The 17,088-nt window shown below is 60.1% G+C and carries 19 protein-coding genes; 11 read left to right on the top strand and 8 right to left on the bottom strand.

Going from position 1 to position 17,088, the window contains the following annotated elements:
- Positions 1 to 214: 214 nt before the first annotated feature.
- Entirely contained in the window at positions 215 to 565 is a 351-nt protein-coding gene (locus tag J8I82_RS34220; RefSeq protein ID WP_029049669.1) for an HVO_A0114 family putative DNA-binding protein, read from the bottom strand.
- A complete protein-coding gene (locus J8I82_RS34215; RefSeq protein ID WP_209764167.1) occupies positions 562 to 927 on the bottom strand; it encodes a toxin-antitoxin system TumE family protein in 366 nt (121 codons plus the stop codon). Before J8I82_RS34215 ends, J8I82_RS34220 begins: the two co-directional genes overlap by 4 nt.
- A gap of 134 nt (positions 928 to 1,061) precedes the next feature.
- Between J8I82_RS34215 and J8I82_RS38720 the strand changes: the two genes are divergently transcribed.
- From J8I82_RS38720 to J8I82_RS34180, 8 genes are all read left to right on the top strand, one after another.
- The gene (locus tag J8I82_RS38720) at positions 1,062 to 1,271 is read left to right on the top strand and encodes a hypothetical protein (protein WP_245180457.1); all 210 of its coding nucleotides are present in this window, start codon (positions 1,062 to 1,064) and stop codon (positions 1,269 to 1,271) included.
- 10 nt (positions 1,272 to 1,281) lie between these two features.
- Entirely contained in the window at positions 1,282 to 1,407 is a 126-nt protein-coding gene (locus J8I82_RS38715) for a toxin-antitoxin system HicB family antitoxin (RefSeq protein ID WP_284183244.1), read from the top strand.
- A 573-nt stretch (positions 1,408 to 1,980) separates the two neighbouring features.
- Positions 1,981 to 2,232: an antitoxin gene (locus J8I82_RS34205; protein WP_209764164.1), complete on the top strand. Its 252-nt coding sequence runs from the start codon at positions 1,981 to 1,983 to the stop codon at positions 2,230 to 2,232.
- 8 nt (positions 2,233 to 2,240) lie between these two features.
- A complete protein-coding gene (locus J8I82_RS34200) occupies positions 2,241 to 2,639 on the top strand; it encodes a type II toxin-antitoxin system VapC family toxin (protein WP_245180455.1) in 399 nt (132 codons plus the stop codon).
- 252 nt (positions 2,640 to 2,891) lie between these two features.
- Complete coding sequence (locus J8I82_RS34195) at positions 2,892 to 4,322, top strand: Wadjet anti-phage system protein JetA family protein (protein WP_209764147.1); 1,431 nt, start codon at positions 2,892 to 2,894, stop codon at positions 4,320 to 4,322.
- Positions 4,315 to 5,001, top strand: a complete 687-nt coding sequence (locus J8I82_RS34190; RefSeq protein WP_209764145.1) for a DUF4194 domain-containing protein — start codon at positions 4,315 to 4,317, stop codon at positions 4,999 to 5,001. The genes J8I82_RS34195 and J8I82_RS34190 overlap by 8 nt, the downstream gene beginning before the upstream one ends.
- Positions 4,991 to 8,662 carry an SbcC/MukB-like Walker B domain-containing protein gene (locus J8I82_RS34185; protein ID WP_209764144.1) on the top strand — a complete coding sequence of 1,224 codons (3,672 nt, stop codon included), beginning with the start codon at positions 4,991 to 4,993 and terminating at the stop codon, positions 8,660 to 8,662. Before J8I82_RS34190 ends, J8I82_RS34185 begins: the two co-directional genes overlap by 11 nt.
- Positions 8,659 to 9,822 carry a Wadjet anti-phage system protein JetD domain-containing protein gene (locus tag J8I82_RS34180; RefSeq protein WP_209764143.1) on the top strand — a complete coding sequence of 388 codons (1,164 nt, stop codon included), beginning with the start codon at positions 8,659 to 8,661 and terminating at the stop codon, positions 9,820 to 9,822. The genes J8I82_RS34185 and J8I82_RS34180 overlap by 4 nt, the downstream gene beginning before the upstream one ends.
- A gap of 294 nt (positions 9,823 to 10,116) precedes the next feature.
- On the opposite strand, the gene J8I82_RS34175 is transcribed toward J8I82_RS34180, so the two are convergent.
- From J8I82_RS34175 to J8I82_RS34165, 3 genes are read right to left on the bottom strand one after another with little or no spacing between them, the layout of a single operon-like run.
- Entirely contained in the window at positions 10,117 to 10,812 is a 696-nt protein-coding gene (locus tag J8I82_RS34175) for an ATPase (RefSeq protein WP_245180454.1), read from the bottom strand.
- Positions 10,809 to 11,492 (bottom strand): hypothetical protein, encoded by a 684-nt coding sequence (locus J8I82_RS38710; RefSeq protein ID WP_245180453.1) that lies wholly within the window; start codon positions 11,490 to 11,492, stop codon positions 10,809 to 10,811. The genes J8I82_RS34175 and J8I82_RS38710 overlap by 4 nt, the downstream gene beginning before the upstream one ends.
- The gene (locus J8I82_RS34165; protein ID WP_245180452.1) at positions 11,489 to 12,400 is read right to left on the bottom strand and encodes a TIGR04255 family protein; all 912 of its coding nucleotides are present in this window, start codon (positions 12,398 to 12,400) and stop codon (positions 11,489 to 11,491) included. Before J8I82_RS34165 ends, J8I82_RS38710 begins: the two co-directional genes overlap by 4 nt.
- 58 nt (positions 12,401 to 12,458) lie before the next feature.
- Between J8I82_RS34165 and J8I82_RS34160 the strand changes: the two genes are divergently transcribed.
- The 3 genes from J8I82_RS34160 to J8I82_RS34150 are packed head-to-tail and all read left to right on the top strand — an operon-like array spanning position 12,459 to position 14,344.
- The gene (locus J8I82_RS34160) at positions 12,459 to 12,716 is read left to right on the top strand and encodes a multiubiquitin domain-containing protein (protein ID WP_209764141.1); all 258 of its coding nucleotides are present in this window, start codon (positions 12,459 to 12,461) and stop codon (positions 12,714 to 12,716) included.
- Positions 12,691 to 13,893 (top strand): ThiF family adenylyltransferase, encoded by a 1,203-nt coding sequence (locus J8I82_RS34155; protein ID WP_209764139.1) that lies wholly within the window; start codon positions 12,691 to 12,693, stop codon positions 13,891 to 13,893. The genes J8I82_RS34160 and J8I82_RS34155 overlap by 26 nt, the downstream gene beginning before the upstream one ends.
- Complete coding sequence (locus tag J8I82_RS34150) at positions 13,883 to 14,344, top strand: ubiquitination-like system serine protease family protein (RefSeq protein WP_245180450.1); 462 nt, start codon at positions 13,883 to 13,885, stop codon at positions 14,342 to 14,344. The genes J8I82_RS34155 and J8I82_RS34150 overlap by 11 nt, the downstream gene beginning before the upstream one ends.
- Before the next feature lie 293 nt (positions 14,345 to 14,637).
- Here J8I82_RS34150 and J8I82_RS34145 read toward each other — a convergent pair whose 3' ends face one another.
- From J8I82_RS34145 to J8I82_RS34135, 3 genes are all read right to left on the bottom strand, one after another.
- A complete protein-coding gene (locus J8I82_RS34145) occupies positions 14,638 to 15,279 on the bottom strand; it encodes an SIR2 family protein (RefSeq protein ID WP_245180448.1) in 642 nt (213 codons plus the stop codon).
- A gap of 150 nt (positions 15,280 to 15,429) precedes the next feature.
- Positions 15,430 to 15,990 (bottom strand): non-canonical purine NTP pyrophosphatase, encoded by a 561-nt coding sequence (locus tag J8I82_RS34140; RefSeq protein ID WP_209764137.1) that lies wholly within the window; start codon positions 15,988 to 15,990, stop codon positions 15,430 to 15,432.
- Complete coding sequence (locus J8I82_RS34135; protein ID WP_209764135.1) at positions 15,987 to 17,000, bottom strand: amidohydrolase family protein; 1,014 nt, start codon at positions 16,998 to 17,000, stop codon at positions 15,987 to 15,989. The genes J8I82_RS34140 and J8I82_RS34135 overlap by 4 nt, the downstream gene beginning before the upstream one ends.
- Between the last annotated feature and the right edge of the window lie 88 nt (positions 17,001 to 17,088).

Genomic DNA, 17,088 nt, shown 5'->3' with positions numbered 1-17,088 from the left:
CTGGCTAGTCATCGCAGATGCGCAATGGGAAAAGTCCACGCAGACCATGCGCCTGAAGGGTGCGCCAGCAAATGAGGCAACAGGCCAGCTCGAGGAGAGCTTTGTGAATAAGACTTGTGCTGCAGGGTGCTGCTCAAGTCCGCCAGCCCTGTGACTCGCCTTTTTCCGGGTTGAAACGCCCTGCGGACTGCGACACGCATCGGATCCGAAGGGATTAGGCGGCGAGGATTCGGAAATCCGTAGCTTTGGCGACCGGGCGCACATGGTTCTTCTCGCGTTTGAGATCGACGATGCCATAGTTGGACATTGTTTTCAGCGTACGCGATAGGTTGCCGGGCTTGCGGCCAGTGGCTTCAGCTAGCTCCGAGATCGATTCCGGCTTGGTTTCGGTGATGACCCTCAACAAGGCACGATTGTCGTCACTCAGCACTTCGGCCAACGACTTCATGGAAGTGAACCAGATCTTAGGCTCGCTGGCCTTCGGCCTGTACTCACCCCGCGCAATTGCCAACACGCGCTCGCGGATCTTCTCTTGCGGCATGATGCCAATCACAATTGTTTTCATCTCTTCTTCACCTCCGACAGAACGCGGTCAACGTCTGCGAAAAAGTCGTTCATCAGCTGCTGTGCATCCTTGAATTCGTAGGGCACACCTTTATCCGACACGTGCCTGTGCTTGTGGTCATAAGCCAAGATGCGTCCGGCATACTTAAATTTCTTGGGCGGCTTAACTGCATGCGCGTTGTCATACCCAAGAATTCTCTTGCCATACGGCTCATGCAGGGTGAGGGAGTACCGGATGCCATGGGGGATCTCCTTGGTTACTTCCACTTGCCATGCTTCGAGCTTGATCCAGTAACCGCCCCCTTGATCGAGGATCGAGCCGTGCAGGTCAAGCAGCGTATCAATAGCCGTGTCTCGTTTCATACCTAACTATATCATCTGCTGATAAAGTAGATAAACTGAGTTCCCGATCTAGCCGGCACGCACCACTGAGCGTTGATGCGAATAGATCACAACTGTGGTTGACGCCATCGATAAGTTCGAACGGGAGCAGCATCGTGTTTGATCACTACACCTACCGAGTAACCTGGTCCGCCGAGGACGAGGAATTTGTGGGCCTGTGCGCAGAATTTTCGTCCCTCTCATGGCTCGCCGGCTCTCCCGACGAAGTCTTGGCAGGTATCCGGCAAGTGGTGACGGAGACCGTCAAAGATATGCGCGCGAACGGGGAAAAGATTCCTACCGCCTTGGTCGACCCAGAGCTTTAACGGCAAATTCGTGGTCCGCCTCCCGCCCGAGCTGCACCTGGCGTTGGTGACCGAAGCTGCCGAGCAAGGCGTCAGCCTGAACCTACTAGGCTCGGCCCGCCTGACCGGTCGACATTCTTGCGCCGTTCTCCTATAGCCAGGCCCGAGCGCGACCGTCTGCGTTCCTGCTTATGCGCAGAAGCGCACCGGCTTCGCTGCCGCAGGAACCTTCCACCGCAATCCATCGACTTCGGCCTCGCGAAGTGGCTACATCAAAAGCAATGCCTCGCGCCTGAGGATCCGCCGAGGTTTGCGACCTTACGGTGAACGCGCCGGTCGTAAGTACATGAAATGAAGTGCCGCGGTCTGCTCGACCCCAAGAGCCAGCAGACGCAGCCATCGCTGGCGCTCGCTAATTTGTTATGTACCACAACAAATTGAACATAATCCTTAAATATGTCAAATTTGCTGTAGCGGCCACGAGCCGTCAATAGAGGAACAATCCGCGGCGCATTGCCGCGCACGGCTATTCGCCAGGGGCACGCGCAGCGCTCCCTCAAGGTTGAACTGGTACGCGCTCTCGTAAAGGTCCACGTCAGAAGTGTCTTCATTGACACTTAAATCCTGGCGTTCCATGGCGAAGGCCGTACAGCGATGGGACGTTGGTAGCTATCTTGATATCCATCATCGATTGGTATATCCTTTGATATGTACCAAAGGGGAGAAAGCCATGAGCACGACTGCCAAGATCTTTACCACTGGGCGCAGCCAGGCGGTGCGGCTTCCGCAGGAGTTCCGCTTCGCTGAGCGCGAGGTCTATATTCGCCGTGACCCGGCTACCGGGGACGTGATTCTTTCGCGCCGGCCGGAGAGTTGGGACAGCTTTCTGGCTGCTATCCAGGACAGCGCCGTGCCGGCAGACTTCCTGGCAGACCGCATGCAGGACGAACAAGCCCGCGATCCGCTGGCTGGTCTCGGATGACGCGCTACATGCTCGACACCAATATCGTGAGCCATCTGCTGCGAGGACATCCAGCAGTCGTGGCGCGCGTAACGGCCATACCCATTGCTTCGCTGTGTCTGTCAGCCATCACCGGCGCGGAGCTGATGTACGGATTGGCCAAGCGCCCGAGCGCAACACGCCTCGCATGCGCAATCGATGAACTGTTGCGCCGAGTCGAAGTGTTGCCCTGGACCTCTTCGGTGATGGCCAGCTATGGGGACGCCCGCGCTGTGCTGGAATCCCAAGGGCAGTCGATGGGCGCACTGGATTTGCTAATTGCCGCGCACGCCCTGGAGACGGGTGCGGTGCTGGTGACCAATGACAAGGCGTTCCGGCGCGTCCCTGGTCTAGTAACGGAGGACTGGTCGGTGCCGACCGGAAACTGACCGGGTGGCAGGCAGAGGTTGAACAATCGCTAGCGCGCAAAGACGGCACAAATCCAGTGCCTCACTTGTAGGGACCTCGCGGGCTCGCCAGGGGTAGCGCGGGACGAGCCGGCTTTAGGCGGTAATAGCGGCGCTCTGAAGAAAGTCGCGGCCGGACAGCGCAGGAAGCGGTGGATGTCATACGCCGTTGTCGCTGCGTTGATGGTGCACAGGTGCAGAAGCAGAGTATCAGGAAAGGGGACATCAGCCGCCATGGTGGATTCCGGTTATCCGCAATTCTTTCGCCCGCTCACGCTGAAGCGGCGTCGGCTCATCGCGGCCTGCATTCGCGCATTCTATGCGCGGCTCTATGGTTCCCATGCCGACTACCGATCCATTCTTGGGCGCGAGGATTTGCGTGATCTGTTTGTGCAGACCATGCAGTCCGCCTCGCTGCCGGCCGACCTTGCCGGGGAAGATGGCGAAGACGGCTTCAACGCCGGCGACCTTGCCGACGATCAAAAGCTGGCAAGCGCCATCGTGCGCCTCCTCGTCGCAGACGGCTGGATCGAAACCGCCGAGGACCGCGTCCGACTGGTTACCGCCTATCGCTTCACCCGCGCCGGCAAGATCTTCGCCCAGGCGCTGACGCTGGCCGACCGTCCACGTGAACGGACCCGTCAGCGCAACATGCGCTCTTGCAAGAATGCACTGAGCGCCTTCATCGAGCGCCGGGACGTGGAGGATCTGCTTGACGCCTATGAGTATGCCGATCGAGTCATTGCCGACCTTTCCGAGGACATTGAACTCTTCTACGACCTTGCCCGCAAGATATTGCTCGACGCGCACGTGCAGGGCAATTGGGATGGGTTCATCGAGTTCGTCGAGCGACGTTTCCGTGATGAGTTCTCACCCCGGTTGGTCTATGACAATGCCGAGCGCCATCGGCTCGACATCGGGGCGCTGATCGAACGTCTTAACGAGTTGAGCGTGGCCGAGATGCAGGCCATTGACGATGACCTGGCCAACCACGCGGCATGGGCCGCGCAGGCGGCGCCTGACGGAGCTATCTTGAGATGGATGCTTGATCGGATCGACGAGATGGTCACCGCGGCCTGCCGGACGAAGCAGCCGGAATTGTTCCGCGCCATGGAAAGCTATGTCCGCCGTCATGTGGTCTTGTTGTCGCAGAGTCTGTACATGGGGGCATCAGGCAGCGGGGCGGCATTGTCAACCCTGATCCGCCGCCTGGGAGAGATGCCGGAGCGGGAGCAGGGCACCTGGCTGGAGCGGCAGGGCGCGGCGCTCGCACCGGTAAGCGTGGCGCTGTATGATCCCGCCGCGGTGCAGCCGAGAAAGGCCGCCGAGCGCAACCGGGCACAGGCCGTGAGCATTGTTCCAGAGATCACACGAGAAGAGCGTTTGCGTCAGTTCATGCGGCAAGCGGAGGAGCGCGCCTTCTCCTTGTCGCATCACGATGTCGTGGATTACTTGCTCGGTTCCATGCGTGGCATGGGCACGCTGCGCCTGTCCGAGTTGCCGGTCGACGATGCGATCCAGGCCTTATCATTGTTGCGGGCAGTCGAGGCAGCACGCGACCATGAGGGACTGGAGGTGGAGCGCCTGGACGCAGAGCCGCTGGACAATGCCATCATGTCGGGCACCGACTATGCAATCAGGAGGCGCCACATCGGCCATGGATGAAATTACGATTGGGCAACTGGTGGAAGCGGAACTGAAGGCGAGGGGCGTCAGGCCGGAGGCATTCCGGCAGATTCTTGGCCGCCTGTTCGGTCTGTCCATCCTGCACCGTGAGGACAGCGCCATCGAGCGTCAGCTCTACGACGACGCGGTGCGTATCGAGGGCCTGCTCAATGCGTACTTCGATGTGGGCGGCTTCAGGCTGCTACACGAGCGACACCAGAACTATTTTCGGCTTTACCCGCCAGGGGCGCGCGTGCCAGGGCTGCCTGCCGAGGACGATGCTATCGCGGTGGAAGCCGTGCGGGCCAAGCTCTCCGCCGATTTCGTGGCATGCTGCCTGGTGTTGCGCTTGCTGTACAACGAATGCCTGCGCCAAGGCTCGATCAACGAGCGCGACGAAGCGCTCGTGACAGTGGAATACCTGAATGCCACGCTCACTGCGCAGGCGCGCCGCTCACTGCCGGCCAAGACTGCACGGGAGAAGCTCTTCGCTGACCTGAAGCGCGCCCGTCTGATTGATTACCGGGCCGATGCGGAAGTGGAGGACGCTGACGCGCTGGTCGCTATTCGGGGGACGATCCTTCAGTTCGTGCCGGATTCCGCCATCGATGCCCTGCTGGCGGAAACTTCGACGCCCGTGCCGGCAGTCCCGTCGCCGGAGCATAACGATGAAGCTTGAGAAGCTCATCCTGATCAACTGGGGTTTCGTGGTGTCACGGGAATACCCCTTCGGCCACACCACCTTACTGTCGGGTTCGACCGGCGTTGGGAAGTCCTCTTTCCAGGACGCGATCCAACTGGTCATGACGGGCGGCAAGCAGCACATCAACGTTTTCAACTCTGCGCAGGACGAGAGCGGCGCCTCGCGCGCGGGCGGCAAGGTGAGGCGGACGCTGGCGTCGTACGCGGTGGGTATGCGCGACAATCTCTGCGTTCGGCCGTATGGGTCACACACCTACGTCGTCGCCGTCTTCGCCCCCGACGACGGAGAATCTGCCGAGCCGTTCACCGCCGTGGTGGCCGTGGAAGCCGCCGTGTCAGGTACGCGCGAGCACGGCCGCAACGTCGACGTAGCGCGCAAGCTTTACTTTGTGCTACCGGGCAGTTGCGCGATGGAGGCGGATTTCATCGAGTCGCGCAAGGGCAATTCGATTACCGCGGTGAAGGTCGAGGATATCTACCATCGGCTGCGCCAGCGCTATCCGCGCGTCCTGCCGTTCGAGAACAGCATCGAAGACTACCTGTGCAAGCTCTATGCCGAGTTTCGCGGTGGCGGCAAGACGCTGGTTGGGCCGCGCGAGGCCGAAGCAGCGGCGCGGGCTTTCGTCCAGTCCATTGCCCGCAAGACCGTCGGCTCGGTGGACGAACTGATCCGGGAGCAGGTGCTGGCCGAGCCTGATTTTTCCGATCAGATCGGGCATATCGCGTCGCTCATGCAGAACGTCCAACGATTGCGCAAGATTGCCACCGAATTGCTGGCGTGTCGTGAGCGGTTGGGCGTGCTAAAGGCGCACGCAAATGCGTTCCTTGCCGCCTTCGAAGAGGCCATGGAGGCCGAACTGGGCGAAGTGCTGCGCCGACAGCACGATGTCGAGGAAGAGATCCACAGACTGGAGTCCCGCCGCCGCCTCGCCCTGGCCGAAGTCGAAAGGCAGCAGGCGCTTGCCGACCGGCATGCACTGGCGCTAAAGCGTGCCACGGAATTGCACGGCACCGCCAAAGGTCGGCTTAACGGCAATCCGATAGCGCAGGAGCGTGATCGGCTCAGCCGCGAGATGGCCGCGGCCACGGAAAACCGATCGCGAATCGCGCTGGACGTCGTGGCCGCCCTGGCGGGCTTGCGCGGCGTGCTGGATGAACTGGCTGCCCTGGCTAGACAGCCTGCAGCGCCGGCCAGCGCTTACGCGCCCCATGTGGAGCGTCTGGTCATTGAATCCGCGGCGCTCGATGCCGCCGATGGTCGGGCCGCCGCGCGCGAGCTGGCGGCGATGCTGACAGGCGCGCAGATCGACCCGGCAAGCCTGCGGCGCGACCGGTTCGCCAGGCTGGATACTGCCTTGGCTCCCATTTCGCAGCAGCTGCACAGTGCCGAAGGCCTGTACGGGGCGGTGGTACAGGAGCAGGCGCGGGAGTCGGATCGCGCTGCCACGCTGCAAAGGGAAATCGATGACCTGAAGCGGCGCCGGCAAGGGTTGGAAGATGGTCACTTCGACCTGCCGGAGCATGTCGAGGCCGCGGTCCGGTATCTCGAAGCCCAGATGCCGGCCGCCCGTCCCAGGGTGCTTTGCAACCTTGTCCAGCCGCGCGAGGGTTCACGCTGGCAGAACGCCATCGAAGGGCTTTTGGGTGGCAATCGCTTCGTGATCCTGGTGGACTCGCAGTACGAGGCGAGCGCTATCCGGGCGATGCGGCATGAAATGCCGGCGACTAGGCAAGGGCGCGAGGCTTCCGTGGTGCAGGGGGAACTGGCCAGGCGGCGGGCGGAAAATCAGGCGCTGTCGGCCGATGCCGTGCTGCAGGAACTGGTGATTGCCGATGAAACCGCACGCGCCTATCTGATCGCGAGCTATGGGCGCTATGTCAAGGTAGCGGATGCGCAGGCGCTGCGTGGCGCGCCACAGGCACTGACCGTGGACGGCATGGCGAGCGGCGGGTTCAAGATGTTCTCGTCATGGATAGAGGACGGCGAACTTGCCTTCGGTGCAGAGGCGCGGCGCAAGCGCGTGGTGAGGCTTGCCCGGGAGATCGATGAGAAGACGCGGGAAAGGGACGCACATAGCGCAAGCGCTGCCGAGTTGGCCGCATGGGGCGCGCGGCTGCTCGGTCTGAAGCTGGTGCCGGTCGCGCCAATGCTGGACAAGCTGGCTGAGACGCAGCGCGGACTGAGTAGTCTCGCGGCGGAGCTCGCCAGCCTGGACAACTCCGATCTCATCGTGCTGGAGCGCCGCGTCTCGCGGGCGGAGCAACTATTGGACGGCCACCAACGCCTGTCTAATACCGCGTCACGCTTGGCGGGCGAAGCAGAGGGCCAAGCGCGTGGCTTCGAATCGAACATCGCTGATGCCAGGGCAAGGCTTGTTTGGTGCCAGGATGCCGTGAGACAGGTAAACGCCCGCATAGCTGAACTGATCCGGCTCAATCCTCACTTCGATCCGCTCCGGCTGGACAAGCGCGCTCGGGAAGCGGCCAAGGAGCAGACCTCCGCGTCCTTCGACGGGCGGCGGCGCCAGCAAGCCGGCCTCTACCGCCAGGAGCGCGAGGCATTCGAGCGGAAACTGGAGGCGCATAATCTGTTGTCTTCCTCGTTTGACGAGCGGGTCGATTTTCAGCCTTGCCAGTCGACGCAAGGGGAGTACGAGTGGCAAGCCTATGGCGGCGTACCCGCCGCCCGGCGGCAGATCTCGGCCATGTTGGAACGGCTCGACCAAGTGCGCATTCTCAACAACACCAGCGAGTTGCAGGGCGCCGAGAAGAGCTTCAACAATACCTTCAGTACGCATTTCGCGCTGGCCGTACGCACCGCGGTCGAGCAGGGCATCGAGCCGCTGAAGCGGCTCAATGAAAAGCTCAAGCGCCTGGCATTCGGCGAAGACCGGTTCGAAATTGAATATGGGCAGATGGTCAAGGAGTACAAGAAGTACTTCGACCTGTTCCAGGAACTGAACCGACTGGCCGAGACGCAAACGCCGGTGGATCTGTTCTCGGCGACCGAAGGCGTGCTGTCCGCCGACAGTGTCGTGGCATTGGACGATATCAAGTTGCTATTGCTCGACACCAACCGCGACCACGCGTTGCGGCGACTGAAGGACATCGCGGATTACCGTAACTATCGGCAATATGACATCCGCAAGTATTCGGAAGATGGCCGCGAGGCGTCCTTGGCGAAAATGGCGACGTTCTCGGGAGGTGAGTTGATGACGCCGGCCTATCTTGTACGGGCTGCAGTGCTGGCCCAGGCCTTTCGCCAGTTCGAGAAGACGCCGAGCTTGAGACTCATAATGATCGACGAGGCCTTCGACAAGATGGACGAGGGCCGCACAGCTGCCGTGATGCGCTATCTCAATGAGAACCTTGGGCTGCAACTTGTGGTCGCCATGCCGTCCCGCGCATCCGGCCCATTGCTCGAGTTGTTCAGTTTCGAACACCGTTTTTCCCTGATGAAGGTGGAGGGCCTGGCTGGGGAACTCGACAAGATCACCGAGGTGGACAGCTCTTTGTTGAAGGCAGACCGGCTGCATGCTCTCTGGACCGAGCGCCGGAAAACGGTGCGGCGTGAAGCGGCGCGGCAGTTCGACTTGCAGGAGGCACGCAAACAGTTGGTCTCGGACACCGGGACATGAGCGCCGACGACAATCCGGGGGGCCGGCCGGCCGCCGTTACTGCGTTGCTGAATGCCCTGGTGGACCGCATCGAGGCGAAGCCGTTTGCCGAAAGGCGCCGCGATATCAGCTTTCCATTGAGTGCCGGGACGTGGCCGGATTTTTTCACCATCTCTCACCACGGCGAACGCATGTTCGTGTGGCGCGCCCTGGAAGCGCTGCAGACGCAGCCCGGCTTTGCTCTTCTGCTGGATAAGCGTCGCGGCCAGCGGGATCTTGATATCTGGGAGCGCTCACCGAAGCTCGTCATTGCCGCACAAGCAGAAGCGTTTCTTCGCGATGAGACGGGGCGTCAGCCCAGCACTCAGGTCGCCTGGGTGGGTCAGTGGCGGCAGGCTGTGCCGGCGCGCTTCAGCAACGCTGCGCTGTGCGAGCGGCTGCTGTCCCGTCCGATCGTCGTCCTGTCACGATCTCCGGAGCAGGTGCTGGAGCGTTTCGCAGGCATCCCCGCGATTGCCAGTGAGAAGCTCATGCTCCATGAAGTGGCAAGCCGGCAGTTCTGGGGATTATCAAAAATCCTTAACGGCCAGCAGGAGGCGATTGCCCTGTTGCTAGAGACGGATGTCTGCCCCTTTCCGGACAAGCCGGTGCAACTGCTGGTAGCTGCCCGTACTGCCGATCCCGCCGCTCCGATCCTGTTTGTGGAAAACGCGGCAACCTTCGAAGCGTTGGCGGCAGGGCGGCTGAGCGCCGCCGAAGGTTTTGTTCTGATTTATGCATCAGGATACAAGGCGAGCGCGAGACGCCTGCGCTCACCGGCTGGCAGTTCGGTTTATTTTGCAGCAGGCGTGTTTGAGCGGAATGCGGCATTGGGGCCTGGCCTTCTTGATTGGCTCTACGGCACCGACGTCATGCGCCCCATTCATTTCTGGGGCGACCTCGATTTCTCCGGGATGGACATTTTAAAGGAGCTGCGGGTGGTATTCCCTGGCGCGCAAGCGTGGAGAGCCGGCTACGAGGCGCTACTTGAACGCCTTCTCGCGGACGAGTCCCATGCACCCGATGAGGCCAGGAAGTCCGGCCAGACTGACCCCGGGCTTACCGGCTGCTCTTATGCCGATGAAGTGCTACTGCCAGCACTACGCAGGCGGGGTCGATTTGTCGACCAGGAAAGTCTGTAGGGTCTCACATGAGGATGCACCATTGGGGTCCTGCCAAGATACGGGCTTATGCTCTGCAGCGCATAAGGGCGTATCTTGGTCAGGGGCCAAGAACACCCAGCCCAAACGCACGAGCTCATCGAACATGAGGGGGCCGGGGTGTGTCACGAACGCAGGCGTGAGCCTGCGGTGCTGTACTGAAGATGGGAGTAGGCCTCCCGAAGTCTGCTTTCAGGAGCAGGCTTCAAACCGCCCGATGCTGCTGCCGCGCAGTCATTCAATGTCCGCTATGGCGCAAATCTCTGCGGCCTAGGTTTAGGGAACGATCATCGGCCACCACGCGGGCATGTCGTCGTGTAGGGCCAGTACCGAGCCGTTCTTTACGATAGCGACGGGTCGATGGGTACGCTGCCCGGCTTCTCGATCCCGCGAGTTATCAAAGAACGCGGCTAGCGGAACGATCTGCAGGGCTTTCTGCGCATTGGCAAAGACGCGAGGAAACCGCGTGTGCTGAACATCGGACGGCACGTCATGCCCCCCAATCTCAACCCGGCGGTGGACCCGTTGCTGAGCAAGCTCAACATCATTCAGTCCGACAAACAGCATTACCACGTGATAGCCTGCGGCAACTCCACGTTGCAACTCCGCGAGCTTGTGGCCATGCGGGTCCGAAAAGACGGTCTCGAAGACGAAATGACTCTGAGTGCCGGTGGGCGCCGACAGCAGCAGTTCTCGGCGACGGGTCGCCTCGGATTGCGCTAGCAGCGCAGTCTCCTGCGTCTGCGGCGCGCCCGCACAACCCTGAGCCGCCTCGTTCAGCTCGCGTTCGATCTCGTCGGCGTTGATGTACACAGCCTCCACCGCGCCCTCGAGCATTGGCTCAAGCAATTGCCGCCACAGCGTGGTTTTGCCAGCCCCGTTGGGGCCGGCGATCATGACCATCAGTGATTTGCTTCCCGCGCCGACGCTGAGTTCGTCAAGGAACGTGTTGAAGAGCTGCGCACCCGTCAATCCAAATCCATCCCGAATTTGTTAGCGTTCTTTCTAAGGTTCTCGATGCCTCTCTTCAATGCTAGGCGCTGCTTAGCTCGATGCCGTTGGGTGCGCGCGGATGGGCTCGTCGCTCGCGCCAGAACCTCATACGCTTGAGCAAACTCACCAGGGTCCAGCTGCGGCGCACACAGCATCTGCAGCAGCGTCGTGCCGCGCCCGGGAATGAGTTCGACCAAGTATTTCCCAGCCAGAGGCGCGTAACTGGCCCACTGTTTGGCCAACTGGTAGAGGCGCCACAAGCGGTTGCGGTTGGATGGATTAAGTTTTTCCATTCGGTCGGTTCGCAACCATGCGTATACCGTGATGCGCTCGATAAGCAGAACTTGCGCGAGCTGCGTGACGTTAAGTCCGAATACCTCGCGCAACTCTTCCACCATCTCCGCTGGTGTAGTTAGCGCTGGTGCGGACGGTCGCGGTGCCGAGGCAAGTTGGAAGGGGAGCGGCACCGCTGTGTTGACGCTCGTTCCAAGGTACTGCCGGACGTCGCTCAGGCCGATCACCACTGTCGGAACGGCCGTGCCAAAATCAAGCCGCACGGCTCTTATTTCCCGAACACCTGTCGATCCAGATTGACGCCACATGGCATTCGATCCGATCGTCCAGCCTAGCTTCGCGTCACGTTCGGTAGCGTAGATCATTGGTTGTTCCCTCTAGTTGCCTCGGGATCCCATTCGCGTAGCGCCAGCGGCGTGATCATGGCGCGGAACGCAGACGACACGTCGGTGTGCATCTGGGTGAATATTTGACTGAGCGTCGCGCGATCGGCGCGATGTTCCCCGTCAATCCAACGGTCGCTGTCGATGACCCCACACTCTCCTGATTCAGGTTGCGCCGGCCGCTGCCGAGGGCTCAGCATCCCCTGCAGGTCCATCGGCAACGACGGCACGCCGAACCCCCGCATGAACTGTAGGCGCATCCTTCCAACCGGATAGGCGATATCGACCATGGAGACGTGCAAGTCCGGCCCGCCCGCGGCGCCCGGCAGCGTTGGCATCCCCCTCAGATTCCAGGGTGCGTTGACGTAATCCTCGGGCCGCTGACCATGTTGCGGCACTAGGAAATCCACATAGCGCAGACCCAGGCGCGTTACGGTGGTGACCTGTATGTCAGCAAGAGCATCAGTGATATCGAGCCACGCCTCTCGGAAGTGAGGCGAATCTACATAGGACGTAACCGCATACGTGAGCGCACCTTGCTGGATACGCACCATTGCGTCGATCTCGGTGTTAACCAAGTCGTAAGCAGTTGCCTGTGCGGTTCGCTGCACGCTCGGATCACCGTCAAGATTGATTTCAATGTTCAGGCCATTAGTCTGACTGATCGTCGGGAACCGAGTCGCCGTTCGCTTCAGGATGGCGTCGCGCAGGTACTCTGGAGTTGCTGCGGCATTCGGCAGAAATCGAACCTGCGCGAGTACAAAAGCCAACGGCGCATGCGCCCATTGCCCCCGTCGAGGGGCAGTATCGCTAGTCAAGCTGACTCCTTGCTCATTCATTGCATGATGCCATTTTACACTTAACTTTACACCTTCCAGGAAATCTGACATACTGGCCTAACCTTACACCTAATCTTACATTTTGCGGTGTATGAATGGAGCCGACGTCATGCCTAATGCAAACCAGTCAACAACGAGAATCATTCTCAATCTTGATCCGATCGATGTGCACCAAGAGAAGCTGACGTATGCGCAGCTCGTTCACTTCGCCTACCCGCAGGATCCCCCCGCGGACACCACGGATTTCATCTACACGATTACGATCAGTCACCCAGATCTCGGCGATTTGTCGCTGGCGCGGGGAGACAAGCCGGTTCCGGTAAAGGAAGGGATGGTGTGCCATGTCCGCAAAACCGGCCGTTCTTGATTTGGTGCTCAGCCCGTTCCTCGTAGCGGGACTGAAGGTGACGGTACAGGGGGCACACCTGCTTCTCCACAACGTGCCGGTGCTCGACAACCAGCGACAGTTGCAGCTCGGCACCCTGGTCGCCACGCTCGTCTATACCGACAGCCAAGTGTCGCCGCCGGCCACCCATCAAGTCTGGTTCGACGGGCCCTTCCCGTGCTTCGCGGACGGTTCCCCAATGGAACAGTTGCGCCACTCGGACGTCGCGGGCGGAGTGGTGGCCCCTGGAGTGCCCGCCCAGTTCTACTTTTCCAATAAGGATGACGGATGGACGGGTTACGCTACGCACTTCGACCAGTTGATGCACTATTGGCGCATCATCACGGACCAAGCGCGGGTGATCGATCCTTACTGCACCCGTCCGCTGGGACCTGGATCGGCGCAAGTGGCGCCTCGAACGGGCCCGTTCCGCTACCCTGACGCTTGCTCAGCGCGCGGAAATTTTGTGATGGTCACAGAGCGATTAGCAGACCTCAGCATCGCGATCGTGGGCTTGGGTGGGACCGGGTCGTATGTGCTGGACCAGGTGGCGAAGACGCCCGTGCGTGAGATCCATCTCTTTGATGGTGATGACTTCGAGCTGCACAATGCCTTCCGCGCGCCCGCCGCAGCGCGAGAGTCGGATTTTGGCCGCCCCAAGGTCACATACTTTGCGGAGCTGTACGATCCGATGCGATCGGGCATCGTTGCACACCCCGCATATGTGACGCAGGCCAACGTCGGGCTGTTGGGACAGTTTGATTTCGTCTTTGTTTGTGTCGACAAGGGGCCCGCGCGACGACTGATCTGTTCCCACCTCATCAACCACGGCGTGCCCTTTATCGACTGCGGCATGGACATGTCGCTGTCCGCGGCGCAGCAGATTTTCGGAACATGTCGGGTCACGGCAGCCACTCCTGCCAAGAACAAGCATTTCTTCGATCGCGCCCCCACAATGGAAGACGGTGGCGATGCGCTGTATGATCAAAACATTCAGATCGCGGACGCCAATGCGCTTAACGCCATCCTCGCCGTCATCCGCTGGAAGCAGCACTTCGCCTTTTATTCAATGAACTGGGACTGGCACCATCTCGAGTTTGTGGTCAGCACAATGGCATTAGCGAAGGCCGAGAAGACGGAGGGGCCGGATGCGCATTGACCGGATCACACCGGAGGTCGTCGAACTCGCCCCCCGCGTGCTGCAGCCGGGGCGACTCTACATCAGTCCGAAGTACGGGGCGGCTGTGCATCTTTGCTGTTGCGGATGTGGGGAAAAGGTGGTCACACCCCTTTCCCCTGCGGAATGGCAGATCAATTTGACGCATGGGCGGGCCACACTGCGTCCCTCGATCGGGAACTGGTCAATGGCCTGCCAGTCGCATTACTGGATCCGCGGCAACCGCGTGATCTGGGGTGGACAATTGTCGAAACGCCAGATCAAGGCAGTCTTCGAGCGTGATCAGCGGGATCTGCGCGCCATGCATCGCAGCCCTCAATCACTGCCGAAGGCGGAGCAGAGTACCTCAAATTCCTTCCCAGTAGGAGGCGAACGCGCAAGCCCAGGTAGGACCACACGGCTGAAGTCGTTCTGGCAGTGGCTCACTCGCTGATGCGTGGGGGGCCGTCGCCCCTGCGCCCTTGAGAACGGTTGACAAGGGCGCAGAGGCGCCTTTTTTCGCTCTTCGATATTCATACCGAGCGGGAACTCATCCTACTTCTCGGCGAGCCGCCGCCAAGACTGCTCTATGTGCAGGACGTCGATGATGGTGGCTGGCTCTATGGTGCGGCACTGAGCAGATCCGGTCTCCGTATTGGTGTCCCTTTGTTTTTGATGCAATTTTCCGGATAGCGACCCCCACTAATCGCTAAACGCCAGCCAGTCCTTCAGGCACGACGCGCGACCTCAGCACACCAATTCCCTCAAGAATTTGGTGAGTGCTTGCTTGGGATCATCTTCCTCGGAAATGATCGTCTCAATACTCCAATGGCGAAGCACCTCTTGCGCCACTGGATTCGGCCGGCTCATGAATAGATAGGATTTGGGCCTGGCGGATGACAGGACTGCGCGCCCCCACATTTCCGTCAGCCTGTAGAACAAAAGTCGAATATTGATGTCGCTCAGGCTATATCCGATGAACAGCACCGAATTGCCCAGTACATCGTTTCTGAGCTTGATGTCCAGCGGGGTATCGAAATCTAGTCTCCGAAAATAGCTGGTCTCGTCTAGAACGAGCGATTCGTCGTCGACGAAGTCGCCGTGAAGCTTGACGATCTGACGGCGACCTTCGGTGACTGACACGAGGTCAGCCACGCTAGCTATCTTGTCGTACGGAACGCCGAATTTGTCGTGAGCGATCTCCAGCCATCGGTCGTAGTTGGTCGTGTAGATTCGCGAGAATTTTCCGAGGGTGATTAGCCGGTGGATCTCGGACGTGGTAACGTCCGTGCTGGGCTTGTGCCATTCGCGGTCCATCCAACTGCGCAACGGCCCCAGGTTGCCTTTCTTCTTCTTGTAGTACTCCGCCAGCGCCAGCTGGTGAGCCATAGGTTGAAAAGATCTTAGGATCAAAGCCCAGTTCCAAAGCCATCTGCGCCGTCAATTCACTCCAAGTCGGCAAGCCGAGGTTAGCAGATACACCAGCCCCGGCGAAAAGCATTAGCTTGCCGGCCCGGTGTGCGTCTAGCAGCTCCATGTTCATCGTTTGCCCCTGACGGATTTGAGGCAGTCCGCAAACTTATCAAGCGCTTTGCGGCGCATCGAAATGTCGTCCTTCCTAGTTCCCATCTCAGCGAAGGTTTCGTTGTGGCCATTGGGGACGAAGACGCAGTCCCACTGAAAATCCTTTGGACCGGCCGGCACGCGTGGCACTGTTCCCTCGATGGCTCCCTCGAACAAGCGGATCTCGCGCCCGTCGCAGTAGCCGAGCACCGTCTTTGCAGTTACATTCGCGTCTCCCAGCCCGGCCACCAAGTTCGCGAAGCGATCAGCCTCCAACCGGTCCCAGAAGATCTGGGTCAAGCCGGCAGGAAGCCCGTTAAGTCCGTTCAGATAAAGGCCCGTGTGTTCAACAAACAGCGGGCGACCGATCGCCTCAAACGCTTTGATTAACTTGTCCTGCACCAGGCGGGTGACGTCCTCGGTTTGCAGTTCCTCGATCTTCTTCGACACCGGCACGATGTCTACACCGATCGGTGCGAGTATTCGATTCACCTCCTCGATCTTGTGCCGGTTTCCGGAAAGGAATCGGATTTTCAAGCTAAGCTCTCCATGAATGAGTAACGCTTGGCCATCTCAAATTGATGGCGCATGTCGCCGACGGATAGGCCTTCGGCCATGGCGGCGGCGTGATCATCGACTAGGCCGCGCTGGTGGATTCCTGGGTTATCCGAGCAGATGACGAACGGAACACCGTGTCGACGAAACTCCTGGAGTGGATGCGCTTCTTCGGCAGGCACCGCACCTGTCAAGCGATTGCTGATCGGGCACACCTCGACGCAAACGTTCTCCTTTGCCAGGAGCTCCATAAGATCTGGATCCTTGCCGGCAGCCGTTCCATGTCCGATGCGGTTGGCTCCAAAAAGCTCGATGGCTGAGCGCACATTCTCCGCTCGGCCGGTCTCACCGGCATGGATTGTGATTCCAAGCCCGAATCGGTCTTTGGCCTGGCGAAATAGCGACGGCAGCTGGGCGGGATACGCCATCTCTTCATCACCTGCCAGATCGAGACCGACCACATCGTCCGGCTCGCCGAGATCCTGGTAGGCCTGCAGGAGGGTGGCCAGCGCGATCGCGCCATAGTCGCCGCGCGTCACCGTGAGAATCAACCCGCGCCGGATGCCCTGACGCTGCGCTGCGTCTCCGGTGGATTCGATGAGGCGTTCCAGCGCTTGAGTAGGCGAGCACTTCTGCAGCGTGGCGAGGTACAACACGCTGCTTCGAAGTTCGACGAAACGCACGCCGTTGGCGGCCAAATTGGCAAGTGCGGCGACGCAAAGACGGTCAAGGTTCTCTCGCTTCCTTGGAAAGAGGCGAAGAATCTGCCATGGAGTCAAGTACGCCGCGAGTGACTTGGAGCGGATGCGGCGGAGTAAGTCCCGCTCGATCTCAAAACCCTGTGGAAGGACAGTCGTTTCGTCGGCAAGAATATCTTTGACAGTCGAAGCCGGGATCGCTCCGTTCAAATGCACATGGAGTTCAGCGCGGCTACCAACGCTAGCTGAGGCCGGTCCGTCTTGGCCTTCCTCCTCCCCGCTGACACCGAGCATCCCTGGCAGATCTAGTACAACATCCCGCAAATATCTTTAATAATTATCGGGCTGTAAATAGGGCTCCAGGAGCGTGACGATCAACTGG

Origin of the sequence: Cupriavidus consociatus, from assembly GCF_017814975.1 — a bacterium.
In the GTDB taxonomy this organism is placed as follows: Bacteria; Pseudomonadota; Gammaproteobacteria; order Burkholderiales; family Burkholderiaceae; genus Cupriavidus; species Cupriavidus consociatus.
The sequence above is the reverse complement of the archived record's forward strand: the minus strand, read 5'-3'. Positions and strand labels throughout refer to the sequence as shown.